Source organism: Microbacterium sp. NPDC007973 (genome assembly GCF_042958465.1).
In the GTDB taxonomy this organism is placed as follows: Bacteria; Actinomycetota; Actinomycetes; order Actinomycetales; family Microbacteriaceae; genus Microbacterium; species Microbacterium galbum.
On record NZ_JBIBJJ010000002.1, the window covers coordinates 203,824 to 227,196 of the forward strand.

The following is a 23,373-nucleotide window of genomic DNA, read 5'->3' on the forward strand; positions in this document are numbered from 1 at the left end:
TGGGGCATGTCCCGACTGCAGGCCGACGCCCCCGCCGACCTCTGGGTGCCGGTGACCGGCTCCCTCGGATTCCGTGGCCGCCGCCACCGCAAGGCGGCGATCGGCATGCTGCTGAGCCAGGCGAACCAGGCGACGGGAGCGACACCGCGTCCGGGCGGCGGCGCCTTCGCCTGGATCCTCAGCCAGGCGGCCCCGCTGCTGATGCGCCGCGCCGCCGGGCGCGTGCTGGTGTGGGTGTGGAAGAGCGACCCGGAGCTGCTGGTGGTGATGGCGCAACTGCAGGAGGCGACGCCGCAGCTGCGCACCGCTCGCGCCATGATGCCCATGGAGTACGACGACACCGAGTCGTTCCGGAACCCTCACCTCGGCGTCGGCGAGAAGCTCGCGATGCCCCTGCCCGCCGACCCGAAGACCCCGCCGTTCGCGACGTACACGTGGGACACCGGCTCGCACTTCGTCACCGTCACCGCGGTCTGCGCCGACCGCCAGCGCTTCGGCACCATCATCGGCGCGGTGGATGACGTCGCACGCACGCTGCGCGTGGTCGACGACCTGCAGGTCGGGGAGTCGCCGACCGTGCTGCGCATCGATCCGGCCTGATCGGGCAGCGACCCACGGGAGGGGTCGGCACGTCCGCCGTAGCCACCGGGCACGCGCGGCGTTCCGGTCCCTTCGACAGGCTCAGGAACCTCCGCCGCGCAGACGATGCGCGAGGTCCAGTCCTTTCGACGAGCTCAGCGACCTCCGCGGCGCGGGCGATGCGCGAGGTCCGGTCCCTTCGACAGGCTCAGGGACCTCCGCGGCGCAGGCGAGCGACTCGGTCTCAGTCTTCGTGATCGAACGGGCCCAACGGGCGCCAGAGCACGACGTCGGTCGCCCGGCGGACGCGCGCGCCGTGGCGCAACGTCACGACCGAGCCGGTCGCGCCCGCCGCGAAGACGCGCGCACCGGGGCGCGACTGCCGCTCGGCCGAGAGCTGTCGCTCGAGGTCGTTCACACGACGTGCCAACTCGTGCACGCGCTCCTCAAGAGCGAGCAGGCGCGCGATGGCGGGGAGGCTCATGCCCTCACCGGAGAGCCGCGCGACCTCGCGCAGCTGCTGCACGTGACGGCTGGAGTACCGCCGCGATCCGCCCTGGGTGCGCGCGGGCACCACGAGACCGAGACGGTCGTACTGTCGCAACGTCTGCGGGTGCATGTTCGACAGCTCCGCCGCGGCGGCGATGGCGAAGATCGGGGCGTCCTCGTCGATCTCTCTCTCAGCCACGTCTCACCTTCTTCCGTCGTGGCGGGTGCGGCACCGGGTTCTCGGCATCCTGACTCATCGGATGCCGAGAACCATGGCGACGCGCGTGTGTCTACCGCGCTTTGGCCATCAGGTCGGCGCGGGGGTTCTCTTTCGGTTCGAGCGCCTGGTAGCGCTCGAGGGCTTCGCGGGCCGCATCGTCGAGGTGTGCGGGCACGGCCACCTGGACCTCGGCGAGCAGGTCGCCGGTGCCCTTGGCGGTCGCGATCCCGCGGCCTTTGACGCGCAGCACGCGACCCGAGGGGGTTCCCGGGGCCACGCGCAGGCGAACGGTCTCGCCGCCCAGCGTGGGCACCTCGATCGTGGCGCCGAGAGCCGCCTCGGTGAAGGTGACGGGGACCGTCACCCGCAGGTTGAGGCCGTCGCGCGTGAACACGGGGTGCGGGCGCACCGCCACCGTCACGACGATGTCTCCGCTCTCGCCGCCGTCGGGGGACTTGCGTCCGCGACCGCGGAGTCGGATCTTCTGCCCGTCCGAGACGCCGGCCGGGATCTTCACCTTGAACGGGACGTTGTCCTCGCCCTGCAGGGTGATGGTCTCTCCCTTCGCCGCGGTGACGAAGTCGATCGTCGTCCGCGCCGTCACATCGGACCCGCGCTGGGGGCCGCCGAAACCGCGGAACCCTCCCGTCGTCTGACCGAAGCGTCCGGAGCCGAAGCCCCCGCCGCCCTGCTGGTCGAACATCGAGAAGAAGTCGTCGAAGCCGCCCTGGGGCTGACCGCGACCCTGACCGAACCGACTGAAGACGTCGTCGAAACCGCCGCCGCCGCTCGCCCCCGGAGCGGAGAAGCGCGCCCCCGAGCCCATGGCCCGGATCTGGTCGTACTCCTCGCGCTGCTCGGGGTCGTTGAGCACCGAATAGGCCTCGCTGATCTCCTTGAACTTCGCCTCGGCTTTCGCGTCACCCGGGTTCGAGTCGGGGTGGTACTGGCGCGCGAGCTTGCGATACGTCTTCTTCAGATCGGCAGCGCTGACGCTCTTGTCGACACCGAGGACCTTGTAGAAGTCCTTGTCGAACCAGTCCTGACTCGCCATGCGTCCTCCTCTTAGGCCGGCACGGCGACGACTACCTTGGCCGGTCGCAGCTCGACCGAACCGAGGCGGTAGCCGACCTCGACGACCTCGAGGATCGTCGTCTCGGTCACACCGGGGGTCGGCGCCTGGAAGATCGCCTCGTGCTGCTGGGGGTCGAACACGTCGCCGACGGCGCCGTACGACACCACGCCGAGGCGCTCGGCCACGGCTCGCACCTTGTCGCCGATCGCGGCAAGGGGGCTGCCCTCGACGAGGTCGCCGTGCTTGGCGGCGCGGTCGAGGTCGTCCATGACGGGCAGCAGGCCCTTGACGGCCTCGCCCTTGGCGCGCTCGATCTCGCGCTCGCGCTGCTCCTCGGTTCGCCGACGGTAGTTGGCGTACTCGGCCTGCAGGCGCTTGAGGTCGATCAGTAGCGAGGCCTCCTTGTCGGAGCCCGCCCCCTCTGCGGCGGCCTCGGGCGTCTGCTCGGCCCCGAGGATGTCGTCGATGGTCAGGCCCTCGGCATCCGGTTCCGGCGTCTCGGACTGCTCGCCCGACGGCGCGGGGCCGGAGGTGTTCTCCTCCGGCCCCGTCTCGTCAGGACCGGCGCCCGAGCCCGTGGGCTGTTCGTCGTCCTTGTGTGCCATGTTCTCTGCTTACTTCTTCTCGTCGGGGTTCTCGTCGTCGACGACCTCGGCGTCGATGACGTCTTCCTCGGGGTTCGGCGTCTCGCCGTTGCCCGGCTGACCCACGTTGGGGTCGGCGGGCTCACCGGCGGCCTGCGACGAGGCGTAGATGGCCTCGCCGAGCTTGCCCTGGCTGGCGTTCAGCTTGTCGAACGCGGTCTTGACCGCGTCGTCGTCGTCACCGGCGAGAGCCGTCTTGAGCGCGTCGACATCGCCCTGCACCTCGGTCTTGACCTCGGCGGGGAGCTTGTCCTCGTTCTCCTTGATCAGCTTCTCGATCGAGTACGAGAGCGTCTCGGCCTGGTTGCGGGTCTCGGCGGACTCGCGGCGCTTCTTGTCCTCCGCCGCGTTCTCCTCAGCCTCGCGCACCATGCGCTCGATGTCCTCCTTGGGCAGCGACGAGCCGCCCGTGATGGTCATCGACTGCTCCTTGCCGGTGCCCTTGTCCTTCGCCGAAACGTGCACGATGCCGTTCGCGTCGATGTCGAAGGTGACCTCGACCTGCGGGATGCCGCGGGGAGCCGGGGCGATGCCGGTGAGCTCGAAGGTGCCGAGCGGCTTGTTGTCGCGGGTGAACTCGCGCTCGCCCTGGAAGACCTGGATCGCAACCGACGGCTGGTTGTCGTCGGCGGTGGTGAAGGTCTCGCTGCGCTTGGTCGGGATGGCGGTGTTGCGCTCGATGAGCTTGGTCATGATGCCGCCCTTGGTCTCGATGCCGAGGCTCAGGGGGGTGACGTCGATGAGGAGGACGTCCTTGCGCTCACCCTTGAGGACACCGGCCTGCAGGGCTGCACCCACGGCCACGACCTCGTCGGGGTTGACGCCCTTGTTGGCATCCTTCCCGGTCTCCTTCTTCACCAGCTCGGCGACCGCGGGCATGCGGGTCGAGCCGCCGACGAGCACCACGTGCGCGATGTCGTCGACCTTCACGCCGGCTTCGCGGATGACGTCGGAGAAGGGCTTGCGCGTGCGGTCGAGGAGGTCCTTGGTGAGGTCCTCGAACTTCGCGCGGGAGAGGGTTTCGCTCAGCGACACGGGGCCCGAGTCGGTGAGCGACAGGTACGGCAGGTTGATGGAGGTCGAGGTCGAGCTCGACAGCTCCTTCTTCGCCTGCTCGGCCGCTTCCTTCAGACGCTGCAGAGCGATCTTGTCGCCCGAGACGTCGACACCGGTGGTGTCCTTGAACTGCTTGATGAGGTAGTCGACGACGCGCTGGTCCCAGTCGTCTCCACCGAGGCGGTTGTCACCGGAGGTGGCGCGCACCTGGATGGTCGAGAAGTCGTCGTCCTTGCCCACCTCGAGCAGCGAGACGTCGAACGTTCCGCCACCGAGGTCGAAGACCAGGATGAGCTCGTCTTCCTTGCCCTTGTCGAGGCCGTACGCGAGGGCCGCGGCGGTGGGCTCGTTGATGATGCGCAGCACGTTGAGGCCCGCGATCTCACCGGCCTCCTTGGTGGCCTGGCGCTCGGCGTCGTTGAAGTACGCGGGGACCGTGATGACGGCATCCGTCACGCTGTCGCCGAGGTACTCCTCGGCGTCGCGCTTGAGCTTCTGCAGGATGCGGGCCGAGATCTCCTGCGGCGTCCACTTCTTGCCGTCGACATCGAAGCTCCACGTGGTGCCCATGTGGCGCTTGACGCTCGAGATGGTGCGGTCGACGTTGGTGACGGCCTGGCGCTTGGCGGTCTCACCGACGAGCACCTCGCCGTCCTTGGTGTACGCGACGACCGAGGGGGTCGTACGGAAACCCTCGGCGTTGGCGATGACCTTGGGCTCGCCACCCTCGAGCACGCTCACGACGGAGTTGGTCGTACCGAGGTCGATTCCCACTGCACGGGGCATATGTGTCTCCTTGCTTGTGAGCACGGCCGATGCCGCACTCGGGGTTCTGGTGAAAGTCTCTGCGCGGGTTGAGCCGCGATGACTCAAGGTTATCGAACCCCCGCCGGGAGGTCAAGGTGACTTGATATGAATTGGCTCAACTTCTGATGTCACGGCTTCCGGATCATCGCCCACCACCCCACCCCTATATACCGTTTTGGGGCGCATTCCTCCGTCTGGGGCGCGAAATACCACGCCCCAAACGCAGAAACGCGCCCCAAACCTGGAACTGGTGCCCAGCGACCACGACGCCCCCGCGACCCGGAGGTCGGCGGGGGCGTCGAACGGATGCCGTGAGCCCGGCGCGGCGGCCGGGCGGAGGCTCAGTCGCGGTCGCGGTCGAACGACCGGCGCTGCGGCCGGTCGCTGCGCTTGGCGGAGCGTCCGCCCTGATCGAGGCGCAGGTCGATGAGCTGGCCCGAGATGCGGGTGTCGGCGAGGCGGTCGATCGTGTCGCGCGAGAGGTCGGCGGGCAGCTCGACGAGCGAGAAGTCCTGGCGGATCTGGATCGCGCCGAAATCGTTGCGGCGCAGGCCGCCCTCGTTCGCGAGCGCACCCACGATCTGGCGCGGCTCCACGCGCTGGCGACGCCCCACGGCGATGCGGTACGTCGCGAAGCGTCCGCCGCCGCTGCGGCGATCGCCGCGGTCTCCGCCCTCACGAGCAGGGCGGTCGCGATCGCGGTCCCGGTCGAAGCGCGGCTGCTGGATCGTCTCCTCCTCGAGCAGCAGCGGCGTGTCGCCCTGGGCGACCACGGCGAGAGCTGCGGCCACGTCGGCCTCGGGCACGTCGTGGTGCGCGACGTAGTGGGCGACGACGTCGCGGAAGGTCGCGATCGCGGCGGTGTCCTCGAGGGCGGTCGTGATGGCGTCGTCGAAGCGGGTGAGACGCGTGGCGTTGACGTCGTCGACGCTCGGCAGCGACATCTCGGTCAGCGGCTGACGCGTGGCCTTCTCGATCGCGGTGAGCATGCGGCGCTCACGCGGCGTGACGAAGCTGATCGCGTCTCCCGTGCGGCCCGCGCGACCGGTGCGGCCGATGCGGTGCACGTACGACTCGGTGTCGATCGGCAGGTCGTAGTTGACGACGTGGCTGATGCGCTCGACGTCGAGACCGCGCGCGGCGACGTCGGTGGCGACGAGGATGTCGAGCTTGCCCGACTTCAGCTGGTTGACCGTCCGCTCGCGCTGCACCTGGGCGATGTCGCCGTTGATCGCGGCGGCCGTGTAGCCGCGGGCGCGGAGCTTCTCGGCGACCGTCTCGGTCTCGTTCTTCGTGCGGGTGAACACGATCATGCCCTCGAAGTTCTCGACCTCGAGGATGCGCGTGAGAGCGTCGATCTTCTGCTGGTACGACACCACGAGGTAGCGCTGGGTGATGTTCGCCGAGGTCGTGGTCTTGGTCTTGACCGTGATCTCTTCGGGGTCGTTGAGATACTGCGCCGAGATGCGGCGGATCTGCGCCGGCATGGTGGCCGAGAACAGCGCGACCTGCTTGGTCGAGGGGGTGTCGGCGAGGATCGTCTCGACGTCCTCCGCGAAGCCCATCTTGAGCATCTCGTCGGCCTCGTCGAGCACGAGGAACTTCAGCTCGCTGAGGTCGAGGGTGCCCTTGTCGAGGTGGTCCATGATGCGACCGGGGGTTCCGACGATCACGTCGACACCGCGACGCAGGGCCGACAGCTGCTGGCCGTAGCCCTGTCCGCCGTAGACGGGGAGCACCGAGACGCCCTTGATGTGCGCCGCGTACTTCTCGAACGCCTCGCACACCTGCAGCGCGAGCTCGCGGGTGGGAGCGAGCACGAGGGCCTGCGGGTTCTTGTGGCCGGTCTCCATCTGCGACAGCACCGGGAGCGCGAAGGCCGCGGTCTTGCCGGTTCCGGTCTGGGCGAGGCCCACGACGTCGCGACCCTGCAGCAGCACGGGGATGGTGGCCGCCTGGATCGCGGAAGGGGTCTCGTAACCCACGTCCTTCAGGGCCTTGAGCACAGCGGCATCCAGTCCCAGGTCGGCGAAGGTGAGCTTTTCGGGGGAGGTCTCGGCCTCAGCAGAGTCGACGGGGGTTTCGGATGCCATGACTCCACGGTAGTCTCCTGCGCGCCCGAGCGCGGGCCGGGGTCTAGCCTGAACCCGCGCGACGTCGTCGTTGCCGCGTCGTGCCGGGGCACCCGGCGTTCACCGAAGGGCCCTACCGTGACCGACATGTCCGCGCCCGGCACCGCCTCCGCCCCTGCCGCCGGCCGACGTCCCGTGCTGGCATGGGCCCTGTGGGACTGGGGCTCGGCGGCGTTCAACGCCGTCGTCACGACGTTCGTCTTCAGCACCTATCTCGCCAGCTCGCTCTTCGTCGACCCGGCCGTCGTCTCCGCCGCCGGGGGCGACGACACGAACCCCGCGCTCGTGCGCGCCCTCGCCGACAACGCCAGCCTCGTCGGCGTCGCCCTCATGATCGCGGGCATCGTCGTCGCCCTCGTGGCCCCCGTACTTGGTCAGCGCTCCGACGGCACGGGTCGCCGCAAGCTGTGGCTCGGCATCAATACCGGTGTCGTGGTGCTCGCCATGGCGGCGATGTTCTTCGTGGAAGGCACCCCCGCGTACCTGATCCTCGGCGCGACACTGCTCGCCGTCGGCAACGTGTTCTTCGAGTTCGCGAGCGTCAACTACTACGCGATGCTCACGCAGGTCTCCACGCGCGAGAACATCGGCCGCGTCTCGGGCTTCGGCTGGGGCATGGGCTACGTCGGCGGAATCGTCCTCCTCCTGCTTCTGCTGGTGCTCTTCATCCAGAGCTTCGCAGATCCGGATGCCGGCGGCCTGCTCGCCGTGAGCAAGGACGGTGGTCTGAACATCCGGCTGGCGATCCTGGCATCCGCCGCCTGGTACGCGGTGTTCGCAATCCCGGTCCTCGTTCGGGTGCCCGAGATCCCGGCCCAGCGGCGCCGGGTGCGCGTCGGCTTCTTCCGCTCGTACGTCGTGTTGTGGGGGACGCTCCGCTCGCTCTGGCGCGACAGCCGCCAGGTGCTGCTGTTCCTCGTCGCGAGCGCCGTCTTCCGCGACGGCCTCACGGGGGTGTTCACGTTCGGCGCGATCATCGCGGCCCAGGTCTTCGGGTTCAGCTCGACCGAAGTGCTCTACTTCGCCGTCGCAGCCAACGTCGTGGCGGGCATCAGCACCTTCGTCGCCGGGCGCTTCGACGACCTGTTCGGCCCGAAGCGCGTGATCCTGGCATCCCTGGTCTGCTTGATCGTGCTCGGCACGACGATGCTCTTCATCGGAACGTCGCAGACCGGCTTCTGGATCGTCGGCCTGGGTCTGTGCGCCTTCGTGGGACCGGTGCAGTCGGCGAGCCGGTCGTTCCTCGCGCGCGTGGCGCCCGAGGGACGCGAGGGCGAGATCTTCGGTCTCTACGCCACGACCGGTCGCGCGGTGTCGTTCCTGGCCCCGGGCCTGTTCGCGCTCTTCGTCGGCATCACGGGCGACACTCGCCTCGGCATCCTCGGCATCGTGCTGATCCTCGGGGCCGGACTGCTGCTGATGCTGCCGGTGAAGACCACGGCGGCCGTGATCCGCTGACGCGGATGCCGCCGGCTCAGTCGCTCGGCCAGGCGTCGGCGAACTTCGCCAACAGGCGGGCGAACTCCGCGCGCTCGGCGTCGGTGAAGGATTCGAGCGCGGAGCGCACGGCATCCCGCCGCCGGCCGCGGAAGCCGGAGACGAGCCCCTCCCCCTCGGCGGTGAGGCGCACGCGCGTGCGGCGCGCGTCGTCGGGGTCGGGCTCGCGCGCGACCAGCCCCATCTGCTCGGCCTGCTGCACCAGGCGCGACGCCCGGGGCTGATCCACGCCGACCGCCTCGGCGATCTCGCTCACCGACAGCGGACCGGATGCCGCGACGAGAGCATCGAGCAGACGCAGTCGCGCGGGACCCCCGAAGCGTCCTCGCGCCGGATCGGCCCACGGCGGCGCGCCACGACCCCACGGACCTCCGCCGTGCCCACCGTGCGGGTGGTGGTGCGCATCGGGCGGGAAAGGCGGGCGCGGGCGCCGACCGCGTAAGCGCGCGAGCGCCGCAGCGATGTCGTCGGCGGGGTCGGATGCCATCCCTCGACTTTACATGTCGCTTGACAAGCATCGGGAATACATGTCACAGTACATCTGTTGTCATGTGACATGTAATGGCGGATCGACCGCCGACGAAAGGACCCCCATGAACACCTCCACACCTCTGGACCCCCGCAGCCTCGCCCACCGCCTCACGACGGTCGGCCACGCGCTGCACCACCGCCTCTTCGCGCAGCTGCGCGACAGCGGCATCCATCCCAAGACCGTGTTCCTGCTCAGTGCCGTCGACGGTCGCGTCGACGCACCGTGGATCGCCGCGCGCCTCGCCCGCGGCGGGAAGCGCATCGGCTCGCTCGTCGCCGAGGGCTGGATCGCCCGTGGCGACACGGGGTGGACGCTCACCGACGAGGGCCGCGCGGTTCTCGCCCGGGTGGATGCCGCCCGCGCGGCGCTGCTCGCCGAGATTCCGGCCGAGGAGCTCGAGCACCTGACGACCGCCCTCGATGCGGTGTCGGCCGCCCTCGGCCTCGACGAGGGTGAGACCTCTCCCCACTTCGGACCTGCGGCACCCGGCGCCGGTCGCGGCTTCGGCCCCTTCGGACGCGGCTTCGGGCCCGGGATGCGCGGCTTCGGCCCCCGCTTCGGTGCGGACCCGCACCCGTTCGGGCCGCGAGAGCACGGCGAGCGCGACGGGCGCGGCTTCGCGCACGGCGACCGCGGCTTCGCGTCCGGCGACGCCGGGCGGGGCGCACACGGTCGTCACAGCTCCGCGCACGGCGAGACGGGTCACGAAGACGCCGGTCACGGGCACCTCGGCACCGCGGGCCGCGGCGAGCACCATCGGGCCGGTCGCGGCCGCGGGTGCGACCCGCGCCGTGACGGCTCCGGTCACGAGCACGGACACCACCGCGGGCACGGTCACCACGACCGTCGGTCGGCGCAGCGCGCCTACGAACGCGGGTTCGACGCCGGTTTCCGCCGCGGCCGCGAAGCGTCGGCATCCGGTGACGCGTCGGCATCCGGTGACACGTCACCGTCCGCGTGAGCTCGCATAAACGCTCTTCGTGGGTAAAAACGCGCTCACGAGGCGTTCTACCCGGGAACAGCGTTCATCACCGCACGCGCCATCCCCGGGAAGTGCGACAGAACGGCCCCCTCGAGGTCTCCTCGACGGGGCCGTTCTCGCGCGGGTCAGCGGCCGGCCGACCCCGCGTCGGTCGTGCCGACGTCGGTGCGGTGGAAGTTGAGCGCCGAGCGCGACGCGGTCGGACCGCGCTGGCCCTGGTAGCGGTTGCCATAAGGGCCGGAGCCGTAGGGGTTCTCGGCGGGCGACGTCAGGCGGAAGTAGCAGACCTGCCCGATCTTCATGCCCGGCCACAGCTTGATGGGCAGGGTCGCGACGTTCGAGAGCTCGAGGGTCACGTGTCCCGAGAAGCCCGGGTCGATGAAGCCGGCGGTGGAGTGGGTGAGCAGGCCCAGGCGTCCGAGCGAGGACTTGCCCTCGAGCCGCGCAGCGACGTCGTCGGGGAGGGTGACGCGCTCGAACGTCGACCCGAGCGCGAATTCACCCGGGTGGAGGATGAACGGCTCGTCGGGTTCGACCTCGATGAGGCGCGTGAGCTCGGGCTGATCCTCGGCCGGATCGATGAAGGGGTACTTGTGGTTGTCGAACAACCGGAAGTACCGGTCGAGACGCACATCCACGCTCGAGGGCTGCACCATCGCGGGGTCGTAGGGATCGAGGCCCAGGCGGCCGTCGTCGAGGTGGGCCCGGATGTCGCGATCGGAGAGCAGCACGGGATCAGCCTAGGGGGGTCGGTCCCGACTCCTGCCGAGATGACACGCGACGACCGAGAAGACCCGAAATGAGCGTGTCGGGCGAGTCATCTCGGCAGACGCGGGTCATTTCGACGACGATGAGACCGCGCCGGGGTCCTCGACGGCGGAGGGATGCCGCCGGAGACGCTGTTATGCTGGCCGGGTCGCCGCGAGGCGCACGGGGCTGTAGTTCAATGGCAGAACTTCTGCTTCCCAAGCAGACAGCGCGGGTTCGATTCCCGTCAGCCCCTCCACAGGCCCGACTCACCGCCGCAGGCGGTGGGGCGGGCCTTTCGCGTGGGTGCCGTCCGAAACGAGGTCGCGTGGGGCCCACGCCGCAGGAAGCCTCGTGCGCCGGCGCCTCGCCCGAGACCACCCACCCATGCGGCAGGGTGGGACCATGCTGAGCGACGCCGAGCGGGAGGAACGCACGCGCCTGTATGCGCGCGTCTACGCCAAGGGCGCGACCACGGACCAGGCGCTCGTGGACCGCCTCCGTGAGCTGGACGACCGCGCGCGGATACAGCCCGAGACCGACCCCGCGCCGACCGAGGAGTACACGCGGACGGATGACGACGAGCCCGATCCGGCCGCGGCGGAGCAGAGCACAGAGCCCGGTCCGACCTCACCGCGCCGTCGTCGCCTGGCCCTTGCCGTGGAACGTCGCACAGCCGTCATCCCGCTCCTCGCGGCGGTCGCCGGGCTGGTGGGCGGCGCGGTCATCGGCGCGACGTTCACCCCGCCGCGCGCCGGCGGCGACATCCCCGAACTGAGCTACGCCGCGACCTCCGAGGACAGGCTGCCGTTCCCCGAGACGGTGGGCCTGCTCGATCCCGCGTCCGTCCGCTTCGTCGCGAGCACCGAGAACGGACTCGTCTACGTCGGGCGTCAGCCCGACGTCCCCGGCGAGGTGTGCCTCGTGGTCGTGTTCTCGAGTGCGGGCGACGGCGCCGGCGCCCAGTGCGGTTCCGCCGACGTCACCGCCCAAGTGGATCCGGACACGTGGGTCGTCATCGGCCAACCGTCCACGGCGAAGATGAACGACATCCTCCTCAGCCGGTTCGACACGCGACGGCTGTCGGAAAGCGTCCGCCTCTACACGCTTCGCGACCGGTCCTGACGAGTGTCATCCACCCGGTCAGGCGGCGGCTTCGCTCACGACCCGCGCTCCCGCCCCACCCAACGCGGCGAGGAACGCCGCGTGCACGGCCTCGCCGGACACCTCGACTCCGCCGTAGGCGAGATCGGGGGCGGCGCAGGCGTCGCCGACGACCGTGACGGCGTAACCGAGGTCGATGGCGGCGCGGACGGTGGCATCCACGCACATGCTCGTCATCATGCCGACCACGAGCAGCTCGCGCGCGCCGAGCTCGCGCAGGCGCTCGTGCAGGTCGGTGCCGACGAAGGAATTCGGCGCGTGCTTCACGATCACCGTCTCGCCGGGCTCGGGGGCGACGCGGGGGTCGATCTCGGCTCCATCGGTGTCCACCTCGAGGAAGCCGCCGCCGGCGGGGCTTTCGTGCCGCACGTGGATGACGGGCGCCCCGAGGTCACGCTGCCGGGTCAGCACGCGTGCGGCGGCCTCGGCCGCGGCATCCGGGTTCACCAGGGGGTGACGGCCTCCGGGGAAGTAGTCGCGCTGGATGTCGATGATCACGAGGACGGGCTGCATGCCCTCCACCCTCTCACCGCCGCGGCGACCGGGCGCCGGTTCAACTGCGCAGGTGCGAGGCGCCGTTCAGGTCGAGGATGGCGCCCGAGGCCCACTGCGAGCGCGGCGAGCTGAGGTAGACCACGGCATCCGCCACTTCTTCGGGAGTGGCGACACGGCCGAACGGACTCTGATCCCGGATGCCGTCTCCGGCGGGCCCGTCCAATTTCTGCTGCTGCCTGTCGGTGCCCACGAAGCCGGGGGCGACGCTGGTGACGGCGATGCCGTGCGGGGCGAGGGCGACCGCGAGCGATTGGCCCATCGCGTGGAGCCCTGCCTTGGCGGCGCCGTAGGCAGGGAACTCGGGCTCGCCGCGGAACGCTCCGCGCGAGCCGACGTTCACGACCGCACCGGGCAGACCACGGTCGATCAGCGACCGCGCGACCAGGTAGGTCATGTTGGCGGGAGCGCGCAGGTCGACCTCGACCATGCGCTCCCACGTCTGGTGCCAGGTCGCGTAGTCGACGGTGTCGATCGGATGCGAGGTCTCGGAGCTCGGGGCGATCGCCGCGTTGTTCACGAGCACGTCGATGCGTCCGAACGCCGTGAGCACCTCGTCGACCACGCGCTGTGCGATGGCGGGGTCGGAGAGATCGCCGCTTACGAGGACATGCCCGTCACCGTGCAGGAGGGCGAGCGTCTGCTCCGCGGCATCCCGATCGGACCCGTAGTGCACGGCGACGCGGTCGCCCCTCTCGCTGAGGGCGATCGCGATGGCCCGACCGATTCCGCGCGACGCGCCGGTGACGAGGGAGTGCTGCATACGTCCATCCTGCGGGACGCCGAGCGTCCGGGCGGCACACGCGAAACGGCGGTGCCACCCGGACTGTCCGGGGCTCGCACACCGGGGCGATGACCGGTCGCTTCCGGTGTGGAGGGCCCACGCTACGTCTGCGGTCGGGGGCGGAGGTGGGGTTGACGAGCTCCCCCCGAGGGTGCGGGGGTCGCCTCAGCGCCGCGCGCCGCGGACCGACTCACGGCCGGCGGCGATCAGGCGCGGGTGAAGCCGTCGAGGTCGGGGTCCCAGAACGCGTCGGGGTTATCGGTGTCGATGGTCTGCTCGTGCGCGATGGCCGGCGCCTGGGGGAAGCGCTTGTGCTGACGCAGCTCCTCGGCGGCCCAGGAGAAGTCTGGCTCCTCGCCCGTCCAGTCGTGCGCCGGGGCGCTGAGCACGTCGTTCCCGACGCCGATGACGAGTTCGGCTTCCTCGATGTCGCCCGCCTCGGTCACGATCGGGATGCTGACCGCCTCCGCCTGCCCGTCGGCGGCGATCGACGCGGTGAGCTGCACGAGCGCCTCCGCCACGTCGTCGGTCGTGGTCACGGTCTCGCCGGCGTACGTCACACATCGCATTCCCTCATGTTGGGGGCAGCGTCGACGCCGCGGGGGTCGCTTGCCCCCGCACCGCCCATCCGATAGGGGCGCGGTGTCGGAGGGTGGCGCTAGGGTCCGAAGCATCGCGGAAGGAGCCGAGACCATGACCGACGCACCCGAGCTGACCGTCGACGACGTCGCAGCCTGGCGCGCCTGGCTCGACGCTCACGAGAGCGAGGGCGACGGGGTGTGGCTCGTGCTCGCCAAGAAGGGTACGACCTCGCCCACTACCCTCACCTACGCCCAGGCCCTCGACGAGGCGCTGTGCAGCGGGTGGATCGACGGGCGCAAGCAGTCGAGGGATGCCGCGACCTTCCGCCAGCACTTCACCCCTCGGCGCGCGCGGTCGATGTGGTCGGCGCGCAACGTCGACATCGTCGCGCGCCTGATCGAAGAGGGCCGGATGCGACCGCGCGGCGCCGACGAGATCGCCCGCGCGCAGGCGGACGGACGCTGGGATCGCGCCTACGCCGGATCCGCCACGATCGAGGTGCCCGCCGACCTGCAGGCGGCCTTGGATGCCGTGCCGGCGGCCGCTCGCGCGTTCGCCGCGCTCACCAAGGCGGAGCGCTACTCCGTGCTGCACCCGGTCGTCACGGCCACGACCGACGCCGCCCGCGCGGCCCGGATCGCTCGTCATGTCGCGTCTCTCGCGGTGGAACCGACCGAGCGACCCACGCCCGGAGGACAATGACCTCATGCGCGTGCGACGGTCTCTCGGTGTCGTGCTCGCGGCATCCCTGATCCTCGGCCTCGTCGCCTGCGCCGACCCGAGCCCGACCGCGTCGTCCGCCGCCATTCCGGCCGACGGTCCGGTGGTGTCGTTCTACGGCGACTCGTACACGCGCGGTACCGGTGCGAGCTCGTCGGAGAAGCGCTGGTCGACGATCGTGTCGGCCGAACGGGGGTGGCAGGAGATCAACCGCAGCGAGAACGGCCTCGGCTTCGTGAACCGCCGCGACTCGATGCTCGGAGGACTCGACGACATCCCCGCGCTCGTGATCGCCGACGACCCCGACATCGTGTTCGTGACCATGGGCCTCAACGACACCTTCAGCTACGACACGCGCGCCGACGACATCCGCGCGACGATCGACAGCGACCTGACCCGTCTGCGCGAGGGACTGCCCGACGCACGCATCGTCGTCGTCGAGCCGTTCTGGTACACCGACGACAGGCCGGCCTCGGTCGACGTCATCGCCGGATGGGTCGAAGACGCTGCGGCACGCATCGGTGCCGATCACATCAGCGGTGCCAGCCGCTGGCTCGAGGGGCACGACGCCACCGCGCAGGTCAGCTGGATGGCGGGCGACGGTCTGCACCCGAACGACATCGGCTACGCCGTCATGGCGGAGCGGATGGATGCCGCGCTCCGCGCTCTGGATCCGCCGCTCTGATCGCCGAGCTCCGTGGCGCGATCTTCCGTTCGGGGCGTGCGATTCGCGCCCCGAACGCCGGAATGCGCCCCGGACCGGGGTCTCGGGCCCTGAAGCTCGGGGCTGCCCCTCGGGGAGCTCAGGCGGGCGCGGCCGTGCGGGCGCGGAACCAGACGGTCAGTTCGCGGACCGCGCGGATGCTCGCCTCGTCGTCGTCGGACTCGAGGTCGTCGAACGTGTCACGGAACCCCTCGGGCGCCGGCGTCGCGGGCGCGGTGATGGGTTCGTACCCCATCGTCCATTCCTCGAAGCGGCGCTCCTCGATCTCCTCGGTCAGCAGCACCCGAATCTCATCGTGGCGCGGATCGCGACGGATCTTCGCCATCAGCTCGTCCACAGCGTCCTTCGGACCCTCCAGCACCTGGAAGAACCGCCCGCGGCGGTAGAGCAGCATGCCCGACAGGTCGTGCTCGTGGTTCGAGCGGCGACTCTGGCCGAGGAGTTCGGCGAGACGGGCGTCATCGAAGGTGTCGACGGCCCGACTGACGTATGAGACGGCGGTCAGCGGAGCGCTCATGCGGTGTCCTCCTCGATGGCGCGGGGCGCCGGGACGCGAACCTGCCGAAGGGTGATGACCTCGTCCTGTGGGGGTTGGCCGTTGGTCACCGCGGCCATCGCCGCCGTGAGGGTGCGGAATCGGCCGACGACGCGCGACGAGCCGTCGAAAGCGAGGTAGCCCCCGTCGGCCTGACGGTCGATGTAGCCGAGGAACATGCCCTTTCGGCTGCCGACATGGAAGCCCTCTTCGACGCGGGCCCAGATGACGCCGGCACCGGGGCGGTCGGGAGACACCATGCTCACCGCTCCTTCCGCCCGGGATGACGCGCCGGGCACCAGCGACCGTACCCGGGCCCTCCGACACCCATCCGCCCTTGACAGATCGCGCTACGCGTCTCCGCCCCTTCCGCGCGGATGCCGAACGCGCGGGCCCCGATCACCGCTCCGGTCCCGGCTGGACGGAGAAAATGCCGCCGATCGGGAAAATTTGCTTACACCGTAAGCCGACGGCATCCGCTGCTCCCCCTGTTCGAAGCGGCATCTCGCGCCCTCCCGGGGTGTCAAACTGAACGCCCGGAGGTGGATGCGATGACCCCAGATGCGCGGAACGTACCGCGTTCGAGCGTGCGCCGACTCAGCCGCGACCTCATCGTCACCACCGCTCTCGCGCAGATCGACGATCGGGGCGCGACGGGCCTGTCGATGCGCACCTTGGCGCAGGAGCTCGATGTCGAGGCGATGTCGCTCTACCGCTACGTCAACGGCAAGGAAGACCTGCTCGAGGCGATCGTGCGCCTCCTGATGCGCGACCTCATGACGGCCCTCCAGGACGCCTCGACGCAGCAGTGGCAGAGCTTCCTGCAGATCACCGCGCACGAGGTGCGGCGCATCGCCGTCGAACACCCGCGGGCCTTCCCGCTCGTCGCCACACGGCATCCGGCCGCCCCTTGGCTGCGGCCTCCGCTGCGCAGCGTCGAGGTCGTGGAGATCTTCCTCTCGACGCTCCTCGCTCAGGGTTTCACCGACGACCAGGCCGTGAGCGCCTATCGGGCGTTCAGCAGCTTCCTCCTCGGCCAGCTGCTGCTGGAGTCCGCCGTCCGCGGGGCGGAGACGGGGCCCGTGGAGGAGCCGCTCGACGAGGGGAACGCCGACATCCCGGCCCACGACGGCGACGCCACGCTCGCCGACGCCCCCACCGTCCGCCACCTGCGGGCTCTGCTCAGCGAAGATCGCGCCGAGGAGGAGTTCGAAGTCTCGCTCGAATCCCTGCTGGACCGCCTCGATCGAGAGCTGTCGCAGTAAGGCCCCCGCCCCGGGCCTCGCTCAGGCGATCGCGGAGCGGATCTGCGCGACGTCGTCGGTGCCGGTGGCCTCGACGATCAGTCCGTGCTGCACCCGGTACATCGCGAACGACGCGATGCTCACGCGCGTACGCGTCGGCGCGACGAACGCGTACGCACCGGTGTGACTCCCCCCGCCCCGCAGATGCACGGCCAGGCGGTCGTCCTCGACGAGGAGCTGAATGCGCTTCCACTGCCAGTCGGGAAAGCCGTGCAGCAGGTTCGCGTAGTCGGCGATCCACGCATCGGCCCCCGCGGGCAGGTGCGCGCGTCGCACGCTCGGGTGCAGGAACTCACGGACCCGCTCGATGTCGTGACGGTTCAGCGCCTCGAGGAAGTCGGCGAACCACTCCCGCATCTCCCACGGTTCCATCGATCCATTATCGGTGGCGGCCACTTCTCACCGGCCCGCGGATGCCGCGACGGCCGCGACGCGCGGCGCAGGGCATCCAGAGGTGGAGGGCATCGCCGCGCGGCACGACTAACACACCGACCGGGCGCGCGCCGCCCCCTCCACGATCTCCCCGCCGGCATGGAACCGTGGGGACATGGCATCCCCCCTCGCCCTTCTCCGCGACGACTCGCTCTCGCTCCTCGTGCGCGGCTACGGCTTCGGCGCGCACCTCTGGCGGCGCGCCGACCGCGGCGCCCGTGCCGTCCCGTTCCGCCTGCTCGGGCGCGAGGCGCTCTTCGTGCGGGGCGAAGAGGGCGTGGCGCTCTTCTACGACGAGTCCCGCACGCGTCGGCACGGGGCGATGCCCGCGTTCATCCAGGAGTCGCTGTTCGGTCACGGCTCGGTCCACAGCCTCGACGGCGACGAGCACCGCCACCGCAAGGCGACGTTCGTCGACGTGCTCTACGACGACGCCGAGGTCGCGCGCCTCCTGCCCGAGCTCGAGCGGCAGTGGCAGGGCGAACTCGACGCCTGGGTCGGCGGCGGCGACCGGTCGGCGTACGACGCCGCCGTGGGCGCACTGGCGCGCGCGATCATGCGGTGGGCCGGCATCCCGGGCACGGCGGCGGCGCAGACGCGGTGGGCGAAGCGTCAGGCGCAGATCGTCGACGGCTTCGGTGTGCCGTACTCACCCGAGTTCCTGCTGGCCCTGGCCAACCGCCGCTGGTCCGACCGCCATGCCGCGGATCTCGTCGACGCCGTGCGCGAGGGCACGCTCGACCCCGCCGAGGGCACCGCCCTGCACGCCTGGGCGTGGCACCGCGACCGCTCCGGCGACCTGCTGCCCGCGAAGCGCGCCGGCATCGAGCTGCAGAACAGCTTCCGCCCGATGATCGCGGTCTCGCGTTTCGTCGCGTTCGCCGCGAAGGAGCTGCACGACCGCCCGGAGTGGCGCGAGCGCATCGCCGCCGAGACCGCGGAGCGCGGATCGCTCGTCGGCGGGGAGCTTGCGACGGCCTTCGCGCAGGAGATCCGCCGCACCGCGCCCTTCGTGCCGATGCTGCCGGCGTGGGCCGAGACCGATGTCGAGCTCGACGGGCAGCGCGTGGCGAAGGGCGGTCGGGTCGTGCTCGACATCCTCGGCACCGACACCGACACCCGCGAGTGGGAGCGCCCCTCCTCCTTCGACCCGGAGCGCTTCGTCGGTATCGACGACTACGAGGCCATCCGCGCTTTCGTCCCCCACGGCGGTGCCGACGTGCGCACCGGCCACCGCTGCCCGGGCGAGAAGCTCGCGATCGCCGGGCTCGCGGCAGCCATCGCCGTGCTCAGCGACCCGCGCCTGCGCATCTCGGGCCGCGGTCTCGACGTGAACCGGCGACGGATGCCGACGAAGCCGCGCTCCGGCGGTCGCGTGCGCCGCGCGGACGCGCCGTCGGGCTGCCCGTTCCACCGGGGCTGACTCGTCACGGGGACAGGCTGCACCGCGAGAACAGGGCGATCAGCGGAGAGGCGGCCTGTCGCGGTGGCATCCCCTGTCCTCACGACACGGATGCCGCGGCTCAGCCCGCGGAACGCACCCGGCGACGCCGCTCGGGCTGTAGCGCGTACCCACGAGCCGAAGAGGGAGAGCCGCCGGCTCAGTCCTTCTTGTCGCGCGGCTGCGGGAACGGGCTCGGCACCACCGGCACCGTGCCCGTGTAGCCCTCGCGCTCGGCGGCGAGCTCGGCGATGCGCTTGCGGCAGGCGAACCAGCCCGCGGTGATCAGCAGGCTCGCGACGACGGCCACGACGAGCGTCGCCGGCGAATCGACGAACACCAGCACGAGCACCACGGCCAGGAACACCAGGGTCAGGTATCCCGTGTACGGCGCCCAGAACAGCCGGAACGAGGGGCGTACGAGCTCGCCCCGGTCGGCGAGCTGCTTCAGACGCATCTGGCACACGATGATGGTCGCCCAGGTGACCAGGATGCCGACCGCGGCCACGTTCAGCACGGTCTCGAACGCGTCGCTGGGATTGACGTAGTTGATCACCACCCCGAAGAGGGCCACGAACGCGGTGATGGCGATGCCGCCGTAGGGCACGCCCGCCTTGTTCATGCGGGCGGCGAACTTCGGCGCGGACCCCGCGACGGCCATCGAGCGCAGGATGCGCCCGGTGGAGTAGAGACCGGCGTTCAACGACGACAGCGCCGCCGTCAGCACGACGAGGTTCATGATGACGTCGACCCCGGGTACGCCGATCGAGGCGAAGAAGGTCACGAACGGGCTCTCGTCCTTCGAGTACGCGGTGAACGGCAGCAGCAGCGACAGCAGCAGCACCGAACCGACGTAGAACACCGCGACGCGGATGATCACCGAGTTGATCGCGCGCGGCATGACCTTCTCGGGGTTCTTCGTCTCGCCCGCGGCGGTGCCGATGAGCTCGATCGACGCGTACGCGAAGACGACGCCCTGCATGAGGATGATCGCGGGAAGGATGCCGTTGGGGAAGAAACCGCCGTTGTCGGCGATCAGCGAGAAGCCGGTGGGCGCGCCCGTGGGGGTGCCGAAGACGACGAAGTAGATGCCGACGAGCAGGAAGGCCACGAGGGCGGCGACCTTGATGAGCGCGAACCAGAACTCGAGCTCTCCGAACACCTTCACCGAGACGAGGTTGACGGCGAGCACGGTGACGAGCGCGGCCAACGCCCACGCCCACTGCGGGACCGCGGCGATCCACGGCACGTACTTGCCGAAGAAGTTCATGTACAGCGCGGCGGCGGTGATGTCGACCATCGTGGTCGTGGCCCAGTTGATCCAGTAGAACCAGCCCGAGACGAACGCGGCCTTCTCTCCGAAGAACTCGCGCGCGTACGAGACGAACGAGCCCGAGGTCGGCCGGTGGAGCACGAGCTCGCCGAGCGCGCGCAGGATGAAGAACGCGAACAGACCGCAGACGGCGTACGACAGAACGATCGCGGGTCCCGCCTGGGCGAGACGTCCGCCGGCGCCGAGGAAGAGTCCCGTGCCGATGGCGCCGCCGATGGCGATCATCTGCACCTGACGAGAGGTCAGTCGCTTGTGATATCCGCTGTCCTCGAGCTGCACGGTCGAGGTGTGGATCGGTGCGGCCGCGTCGCCGGAGCCCGGGGTGGTGTCAGTCACCTACCCATCGTGCGATTCGCGCAGCGACTGTCCAGGAAGCGCGCCGCGAAGCGCGGCATCCACAGCCGTCTTCGCCCGCTCGGGATCAGAGCCAGTGCTTGCGCTTGAACGTCAGCCAGAGCCCGAAGGAGGTCGCCGCCATGAGGCCGAGCGCCATCGGGTAGCCGAAGGTCCAGTCGAGCTCCGGCATGTTCCGGAAGTTCATGCCGTAGATCGCGCCCACCAGGGACGGGCCGAAAAGGATCGCCGCCCACCCCGAGATCTTCTTCACCTGATCGTTCTGCTCGAGCGAGGTCTCGGTCTGACGCTGCGTCACGAGCGTCGCGTTGACGGTGAGGGCGTTGTCGAGGATCGCGCGCAGCGCCGTGAGCTTCTCGCCCTGACGCAGCACGTGGTCGAGCACGTCGCGCAGCGAGCGCTGCAGTTCGATGTCGACGCCGTACTTGTCGGCGCCGCGCAGCAGGGCCTCGAGCATGTCGCGGAGCGGCTCGACCGCACGCTGGAAGTGGATGACCTCGCGCGCGAGCTGGTAGATGCGCTGGGTGAGGTCGGCGCCGCCCTCGCTGAACAGACCGTCCTCGATCTCGTCGACGTCGTTCTGCAGCCCCCGGGCGACCGGGTCGTACTGGTCGACGACCTCGTCGAGGATCGCGTACAGCACCGCCTCGGGGCCGCGCGCGAGCAGGTCGGGGTTCTTCTCCAGTCGCCGGCGCACGCGCGACAGGTCGGGGACCTCGGCGTGGCGCACGGTCACCACGAAGTCCGCGCCGATGAACACGTGCAGTTCGCCGAACTCGACGGTCTCGGTCTCGTCGATGTAGCGCGCGGGACGCAGCACCGTGAACAGGTTCTGCCCGTAGCGCTCGAGCTTCGCGCGCTGATGACCGGTCAGCGCGTCCTCGACGGCGAGCGGATGCAGGGAGAACTCCGCGGCCACGCGCTCGAGTTCCTCGGGAGACGGGCGCAGCAGGCCGATCCAGGCCATCCCGCCGTGCGCCTCCATGTACTCGAAGGTCTGGTCGAGGCTCGAGGGGTTCTCGATGCGGTGGCCGTCGACGTAGACCGCGCTGTCGATGATGGGCATGTCTACCGTTCTACCCCTCTCAGATGGACGAGGGATGACGCTGCCCCCAGCGCCGGCGCCCTATCGACGCGTGCGCCCCTTGGCGATGAGTTGCAGCACACCCGCGATCACGAGGATGACGCCCAGCGCCGCCGACAGCACGTTGTTGCCGACGCTCGCGCCCGACGAGATGTCGACGACGGCCAGCACCAGATTGAACAGACCGATGACGACGAGAGCCCAGCCGAGCACGGGTGCGAGATTCCCACGGTTCACAGCTGCACCCTAGCGCCGAAGCCCTCCCGCCTCCCCGACGCGCCGCGGGTCACTTCTTCGGGTCGTGGCCCCAGTTCATCAGCGAGTAGCGCCAATCGGTGTCGGTCACGTCGCCCTTCGGCTTCTGCGCACTGTGCCGCTTGACGTAGCCGACGACCTTGCGCATGTGGGCGAAGTCGTCGTCGGTGAGGTCGGCCTTCTTCTTCTCGAGGATGCGCACGATGTGGCGGCCGCTCTCGTGACCGGTCGATTCGCCGCCGTCCTTCTTCTGCCCCACGGACTTCGACTCGCCGGTGTCGAGCCACTTCTTCAGCTCGCTCGCGGTCATGTTGACCGCGTCATCGAAGTCGCTGCGGGTCTGGTCGTCGTCGTCGCTCATGTCGTCATCCTGGCCAGCGCCCGGGCGCGCGACGGCCCCCTTGCGCCGAGGGCGGGGCCATGGCATCCCCTTCGCCCGGTCAGCCGACGGGCTCGCTGAGCGGCTCCTCGGCGTCGGGCCCGGGATGCCGCGACCCCGCGCCGCGCCGCGCCGCAGCGAGCACCGCGCCGATGCTGGCCGCGATGACCAGGGCGATACCGGCCACTTCGAGCAGCGACAGCTTCTGACCGAGCAGCGCGAAGCCGGCGATCGAGGCCGTCGCGGGGCCGAGGCTCATCATGATCGCGAACGCCGACGCCGGCAGGCGGCGCAGGGCGACCAGTTCGAGCGCGTAGGGGATGGTCGACGACAGCAGCGCGACGGCGGCCCCGAGGGCGAGGATGTCCGCGCGCAGCAGCGCGGGCCCCGCCTGCCAGAGGCCGAAGGGCAGCGCCAGGCACGCGCCGACCGCCATCGCGAGCGCGAGGCCGTCCAGACGCGGGAACTGTCGCCCCACGCGCGCCGACGACAGGATGTACAGGGCCCAGCTGACCGCGGCGCCGAGAGCGAAGACCACGCCGAGGGCGTCGAGGCGGTCCCATCCGCCGGCGCCGAGCGCGACCACTCCGGCCAGTGCGAGCCCCGCCCACAGCCACCGGGCGGCCCCCGTCGCGGTCAGAATCGAGAGCGTGAGCGGCCCGAGCACCTCGATCGTCACGGTGACACCCAACGGGAGCCTCTCCAGGGCGAGGTAGAACAGCCCGTTCATGGATGCCAGCACCACGCCGAACACCACCACCGACCGCCAGGCGACGCCCGTGTGCCCCCGCAGGCGCGGGCGCGCGATCGCGAGCAGCAGCAGCGCCGAGAAGACCAGGCGCAGCATGACGATGCCGAGCGGCCCGGTCTGGGGGAAGAGCATCACCGCGAACGACGCGCCCACCTCCTGGCAGGCCAGGCCGACGAACACGAGAGCGGCGGCCGAGCCCTGTCCGCCGCGCGCGCTCAT

At 70.3% G+C, this 23,373-nt stretch carries 26 protein-coding genes and 1 tRNA gene; 9 read left to right on the forward strand and 18 right to left on the reverse strand.

The window, feature by feature from the left end:
• The first annotated feature begins 6 nt into the window (after positions 1-6).
• Positions 7-600, forward strand: a complete 594-nt coding sequence (locus tag ACFZA2_RS06035; RefSeq protein ID WP_391402006.1) for a hypothetical protein — start codon at positions 7-9, stop codon at positions 598-600.
• A 223-nt stretch (positions 601-823) separates the two neighbouring features.
• Here the strand turns inward: ACFZA2_RS06035 and ACFZA2_RS06040 are convergent, their stop codons facing one another.
• The 5 genes from ACFZA2_RS06040 to ACFZA2_RS06060 form a co-directional block, all read right to left on the reverse strand.
• Positions 824-1,267 (reverse strand): heat shock protein transcriptional repressor HspR, encoded by a 444-nt coding sequence (locus ACFZA2_RS06040; RefSeq protein ID WP_391402009.1) that lies wholly within the window; start codon positions 1,265-1,267, stop codon positions 824-826.
• Positions 1,268-1,358: 91 nt separating this feature from the next.
• Positions 1,359-2,342, reverse strand: coding sequence for a DnaJ C-terminal domain-containing protein (locus tag ACFZA2_RS06045; protein WP_391402012.1), 984 nt, complete (start codon positions 2,340-2,342; stop codon positions 1,359-1,361).
• Positions 2,343-2,353: 11 nt separating this feature from the next.
• Positions 2,354-2,968, reverse strand: coding sequence for a nucleotide exchange factor GrpE (locus ACFZA2_RS06050; protein WP_391402015.1), 615 nt, complete (start codon positions 2,966-2,968; stop codon positions 2,354-2,356).
• A 9-nt stretch (positions 2,969-2,977) separates the two neighbouring features.
• Positions 2,978-4,849 carry a molecular chaperone DnaK gene (gene dnaK / locus ACFZA2_RS06055; RefSeq protein ID WP_076672979.1) on the reverse strand — a complete coding sequence of 624 codons (1,872 nt, stop codon included), beginning with the start codon at positions 4,847-4,849 and terminating at the stop codon, positions 2,978-2,980.
• 362 nt (positions 4,850-5,211) lie between these two features.
• Entirely contained in the window at positions 5,212-6,963 is a 1,752-nt protein-coding gene (locus ACFZA2_RS06060; RefSeq protein WP_391402019.1) for a DEAD/DEAH box helicase, read from the reverse strand.
• 126 nt (positions 6,964-7,089) lie between these two features.
• Between ACFZA2_RS06060 and ACFZA2_RS06065 the strand changes: the two genes are divergently transcribed.
• Positions 7,090-8,460 carry an MFS transporter gene (locus ACFZA2_RS06065; protein ID WP_363578166.1) on the forward strand — a complete coding sequence of 457 codons (1,371 nt, stop codon included), beginning with the start codon at positions 7,090-7,092 and terminating at the stop codon, positions 8,458-8,460.
• A gap of 16 nt (positions 8,461-8,476) precedes the next feature.
• Here the strand turns inward: ACFZA2_RS06065 and ACFZA2_RS06070 are convergent, their stop codons facing one another.
• Positions 8,477-8,986, reverse strand: a complete 510-nt coding sequence (locus ACFZA2_RS06070) for a MarR family winged helix-turn-helix transcriptional regulator (RefSeq protein WP_391402022.1) — start codon at positions 8,984-8,986, stop codon at positions 8,477-8,479.
• Positions 8,987-9,092: 106 nt separating this feature from the next.
• On the opposite strand from ACFZA2_RS06070, the gene ACFZA2_RS06075 reads away from it, so the two are divergent.
• A complete protein-coding gene (locus ACFZA2_RS06075; RefSeq protein ID WP_391402025.1) occupies positions 9,093-9,992 on the forward strand; it encodes a MarR family winged helix-turn-helix transcriptional regulator in 900 nt (299 codons plus the stop codon).
• 146 nt (positions 9,993-10,138) lie between these two features.
• On the opposite strand, the gene dcd is transcribed toward ACFZA2_RS06075, so the two are convergent.
• Complete coding sequence (dcd, locus tag ACFZA2_RS06080) at positions 10,139-10,744, reverse strand: dCTP deaminase (RefSeq protein ID WP_316003872.1); 606 nt, start codon at positions 10,742-10,744, stop codon at positions 10,139-10,141.
• Between the two features lie 201 nt (positions 10,745-10,945).
• Between dcd and ACFZA2_RS06085 the strand changes: the two genes are divergently transcribed.
• Both ACFZA2_RS06085 and ACFZA2_RS06090 read left to right on the forward strand, forming a co-directional pair.
• Positions 10,946-11,019 (forward strand) — tRNA-Gly (locus tag ACFZA2_RS06085).
• 146 nt (positions 11,020-11,165) lie between these two features.
• A complete protein-coding gene (locus tag ACFZA2_RS06090; RefSeq protein ID WP_391402028.1) occupies positions 11,166-11,885 on the forward strand; it encodes a hypothetical protein in 720 nt (239 codons plus the stop codon).
• 18 nt (positions 11,886-11,903) lie between these two features.
• On the opposite strand, the gene ACFZA2_RS06095 is transcribed toward ACFZA2_RS06090, so the two are convergent.
• From ACFZA2_RS06095 to ACFZA2_RS06105, 3 genes are all read right to left on the reverse strand, one after another.
• Positions 11,904-12,437 (reverse strand): cysteine hydrolase family protein, encoded by a 534-nt coding sequence (locus tag ACFZA2_RS06095; RefSeq protein WP_363388689.1) that lies wholly within the window; start codon positions 12,435-12,437, stop codon positions 11,904-11,906.
• A 40-nt stretch (positions 12,438-12,477) separates the two neighbouring features.
• Entirely contained in the window at positions 12,478-13,239 is a 762-nt protein-coding gene (locus ACFZA2_RS06100; protein ID WP_391402032.1) for an SDR family NAD(P)-dependent oxidoreductase, read from the reverse strand.
• 227 nt (positions 13,240-13,466) lie between these two features.
• Positions 13,467-13,829: a hypothetical protein gene (locus ACFZA2_RS06105; RefSeq protein ID WP_391402035.1), complete on the reverse strand. Its 363-nt coding sequence runs from the start codon at positions 13,827-13,829 to the stop codon at positions 13,467-13,469.
• A 124-nt stretch (positions 13,830-13,953) separates the two neighbouring features.
• Between ACFZA2_RS06105 and ACFZA2_RS06110 the strand changes: the two genes are divergently transcribed.
• Both ACFZA2_RS06110 and ACFZA2_RS06115 read left to right on the forward strand, forming a co-directional pair.
• The gene (locus ACFZA2_RS06110) at positions 13,954-14,544 is read left to right on the forward strand and encodes a YdeI family protein (protein WP_391402038.1); all 591 of its coding nucleotides are present in this window, start codon (positions 13,954-13,956) and stop codon (positions 14,542-14,544) included.
• Between the two features lie 4 nt (positions 14,545-14,548).
• Positions 14,549-15,247 (forward strand): SGNH/GDSL hydrolase family protein, encoded by a 699-nt coding sequence (locus tag ACFZA2_RS06115; RefSeq protein ID WP_391402041.1) that lies wholly within the window; start codon positions 14,549-14,551, stop codon positions 15,245-15,247.
• 118 nt (positions 15,248-15,365) lie between these two features.
• Here the strand turns inward: ACFZA2_RS06115 and ACFZA2_RS06120 are convergent, their stop codons facing one another.
• Positions 15,366-15,803 (reverse strand): BLUF domain-containing protein, encoded by a 438-nt coding sequence (locus ACFZA2_RS06120; RefSeq protein ID WP_391402044.1) that lies wholly within the window; start codon positions 15,801-15,803, stop codon positions 15,366-15,368.
• Positions 15,800-16,081 carry a hypothetical protein gene (locus ACFZA2_RS06125; RefSeq protein ID WP_391402047.1) on the reverse strand — a complete coding sequence of 94 codons (282 nt, stop codon included), beginning with the start codon at positions 16,079-16,081 and terminating at the stop codon, positions 15,800-15,802. Before ACFZA2_RS06125 ends, ACFZA2_RS06120 begins: the two co-directional genes overlap by 4 nt.
• Before the next feature lie 291 nt (positions 16,082-16,372).
• Here ACFZA2_RS06125 and ACFZA2_RS06130 point away from each other — a divergent pair, with 291 nt between their 5' ends.
• The gene (locus tag ACFZA2_RS06130) at positions 16,373-17,086 is read left to right on the forward strand and encodes a TetR/AcrR family transcriptional regulator C-terminal domain-containing protein (RefSeq protein WP_391402049.1); all 714 of its coding nucleotides are present in this window, start codon (positions 16,373-16,375) and stop codon (positions 17,084-17,086) included.
• 21 nt (positions 17,087-17,107) lie between these two features.
• Here the strand turns inward: ACFZA2_RS06130 and ACFZA2_RS06135 are convergent, their stop codons facing one another.
• Positions 17,108-17,497, reverse strand: a complete 390-nt coding sequence (locus tag ACFZA2_RS06135) for an ester cyclase (protein ID WP_391402052.1) — start codon at positions 17,495-17,497, stop codon at positions 17,108-17,110.
• 175 nt (positions 17,498-17,672) lie between these two features.
• On the opposite strand from ACFZA2_RS06135, the gene ACFZA2_RS06140 reads away from it, so the two are divergent.
• A complete protein-coding gene (locus ACFZA2_RS06140; protein ID WP_391402055.1) occupies positions 17,673-18,980 on the forward strand; it encodes a cytochrome P450 in 1,308 nt (435 codons plus the stop codon).
• A gap of 178 nt (positions 18,981-19,158) precedes the next feature.
• On the opposite strand, the gene ACFZA2_RS06145 is transcribed toward ACFZA2_RS06140, so the two are convergent.
• The 5 genes from ACFZA2_RS06145 to ACFZA2_RS06165 form a co-directional block, all read right to left on the reverse strand.
• Positions 19,159-20,625, reverse strand: a complete 1,467-nt coding sequence (locus ACFZA2_RS06145) for an amino acid permease (protein WP_391403394.1) — start codon at positions 20,623-20,625, stop codon at positions 19,159-19,161.
• A gap of 127 nt (positions 20,626-20,752) precedes the next feature.
• Positions 20,753-21,751 (reverse strand): magnesium and cobalt transport protein CorA, encoded by a 999-nt coding sequence (locus tag ACFZA2_RS06150; RefSeq protein WP_391402058.1) that lies wholly within the window; start codon positions 21,749-21,751, stop codon positions 20,753-20,755.
• Between the two features lie 60 nt (positions 21,752-21,811).
• Positions 21,812-22,006 carry a hypothetical protein gene (locus ACFZA2_RS06155; protein ID WP_391402061.1) on the reverse strand — a complete coding sequence of 65 codons (195 nt, stop codon included), beginning with the start codon at positions 22,004-22,006 and terminating at the stop codon, positions 21,812-21,814.
• Between the two features lie 49 nt (positions 22,007-22,055).
• Positions 22,056-22,385, reverse strand: a complete 330-nt coding sequence (locus ACFZA2_RS06160; RefSeq protein WP_391402064.1) for a DUF3140 domain-containing protein — start codon at positions 22,383-22,385, stop codon at positions 22,056-22,058.
• A 79-nt stretch (positions 22,386-22,464) separates the two neighbouring features.
• Positions 22,465-23,373: an EamA family transporter gene (locus ACFZA2_RS06165; RefSeq protein WP_315994240.1), complete on the reverse strand. Its 909-nt coding sequence runs from the start codon at positions 23,371-23,373 to the stop codon at positions 22,465-22,467.

Coding starts and splice junctions, on each gene's coding strand:
- ACFZA2_RS06095 (WP_363388689.1), bottom strand. CDS start 12,437: ATGCAGCCCGTCCTCGTGATCATCGACATCCAGCGCGACTACTTCCCC.
- ACFZA2_RS06035 (WP_391402006.1), top strand. CDS start 7: ATGTCCCGACTGCAGGCCGACGCCCCCGCCGACCTCTGGGTGCCGGTG.
- ACFZA2_RS06130 (WP_391402049.1), top strand. CDS start 16,373: ATGACCCCAGATGCGCGGAACGTACCGCGTTCGAGCGTGCGCCGACTC.
- ACFZA2_RS06120 (WP_391402044.1), bottom strand. CDS start 15,803: ATGAGCGCTCCGCTGACCGCCGTCTCATACGTCAGTCGGGCCGTCGAC.
- ACFZA2_RS06065 (WP_363578166.1), top strand. CDS start 7,090: ATGTCCGCGCCCGGCACCGCCTCCGCCCCTGCCGCCGGCCGACGTCCC.
- ACFZA2_RS06135 (WP_391402052.1), bottom strand. CDS start 17,497: ATGGAACCGTGGGAGATGCGGGAGTGGTTCGCCGACTTCCTCGAGGCG.
- ACFZA2_RS06165 (WP_315994240.1), bottom strand. CDS start 23,373: ATGAGCGCGCGCGGCGGACAGGGCTCGGCCGCCGCTCTCGTGTTCGTC.
- dnaK (WP_076672979.1), bottom strand. CDS start 4,849: ATGCCCCGTGCAGTGGGAATCGACCTCGGTACGACCAACTCCGTCGTG.
- ACFZA2_RS06075 (WP_391402025.1), top strand. CDS start 9,093: ATGAACACCTCCACACCTCTGGACCCCCGCAGCCTCGCCCACCGCCTC.
- ACFZA2_RS06110 (WP_391402038.1), top strand. CDS start 13,954: ATGACCGACGCACCCGAGCTGACCGTCGACGACGTCGCAGCCTGGCGC.
- ACFZA2_RS06105 (WP_391402035.1), bottom strand. CDS start 13,829: ATGCGATGTGTGACGTACGCCGGCGAGACCGTGACCACGACCGACGAC.
- ACFZA2_RS06115 (WP_391402041.1), top strand. CDS start 14,549: ATGCGCGTGCGACGGTCTCTCGGTGTCGTGCTCGCGGCATCCCTGATC.
- ACFZA2_RS06100 (WP_391402032.1), bottom strand. CDS start 13,239: ATGCAGCACTCCCTCGTCACCGGCGCGTCGCGCGGAATCGGTCGGGCC.
- ACFZA2_RS06070 (WP_391402022.1), bottom strand. CDS start 8,986: ATGGCATCCGACCCCGCCGACGACATCGCTGCGGCGCTCGCGCGCTTA.
- ACFZA2_RS06140 (WP_391402055.1), top strand. CDS start 17,673: ATGGCATCCCCCCTCGCCCTTCTCCGCGACGACTCGCTCTCGCTCCTC.
- ACFZA2_RS06125 (WP_391402047.1), bottom strand. CDS start 16,081: ATGGTGTCTCCCGACCGCCCCGGTGCCGGCGTCATCTGGGCCCGCGTC.
- ACFZA2_RS06160 (WP_391402064.1), bottom strand. CDS start 22,385: ATGAGCGACGACGACGACCAGACCCGCAGCGACTTCGATGACGCGGTC.
- ACFZA2_RS06060 (WP_391402019.1), bottom strand. CDS start 6,963: ATGGCATCCGAAACCCCCGTCGACTCTGCTGAGGCCGAGACCTCCCCC.
- ACFZA2_RS06150 (WP_391402058.1), bottom strand. CDS start 21,751: ATGCCCATCATCGACAGCGCGGTCTACGTCGACGGCCACCGCATCGAG.
- ACFZA2_RS06045 (WP_391402012.1), bottom strand. CDS start 2,342: ATGGCGAGTCAGGACTGGTTCGACAAGGACTTCTACAAGGTCCTCGGT.
- ACFZA2_RS06090 (WP_391402028.1), top strand. CDS start 11,166: ATGCTGAGCGACGCCGAGCGGGAGGAACGCACGCGCCTGTATGCGCGC.
- ACFZA2_RS06050 (WP_391402015.1), bottom strand. CDS start 2,968: ATGGCACACAAGGACGACGAACAGCCCACGGGCTCGGGCGCCGGTCCT.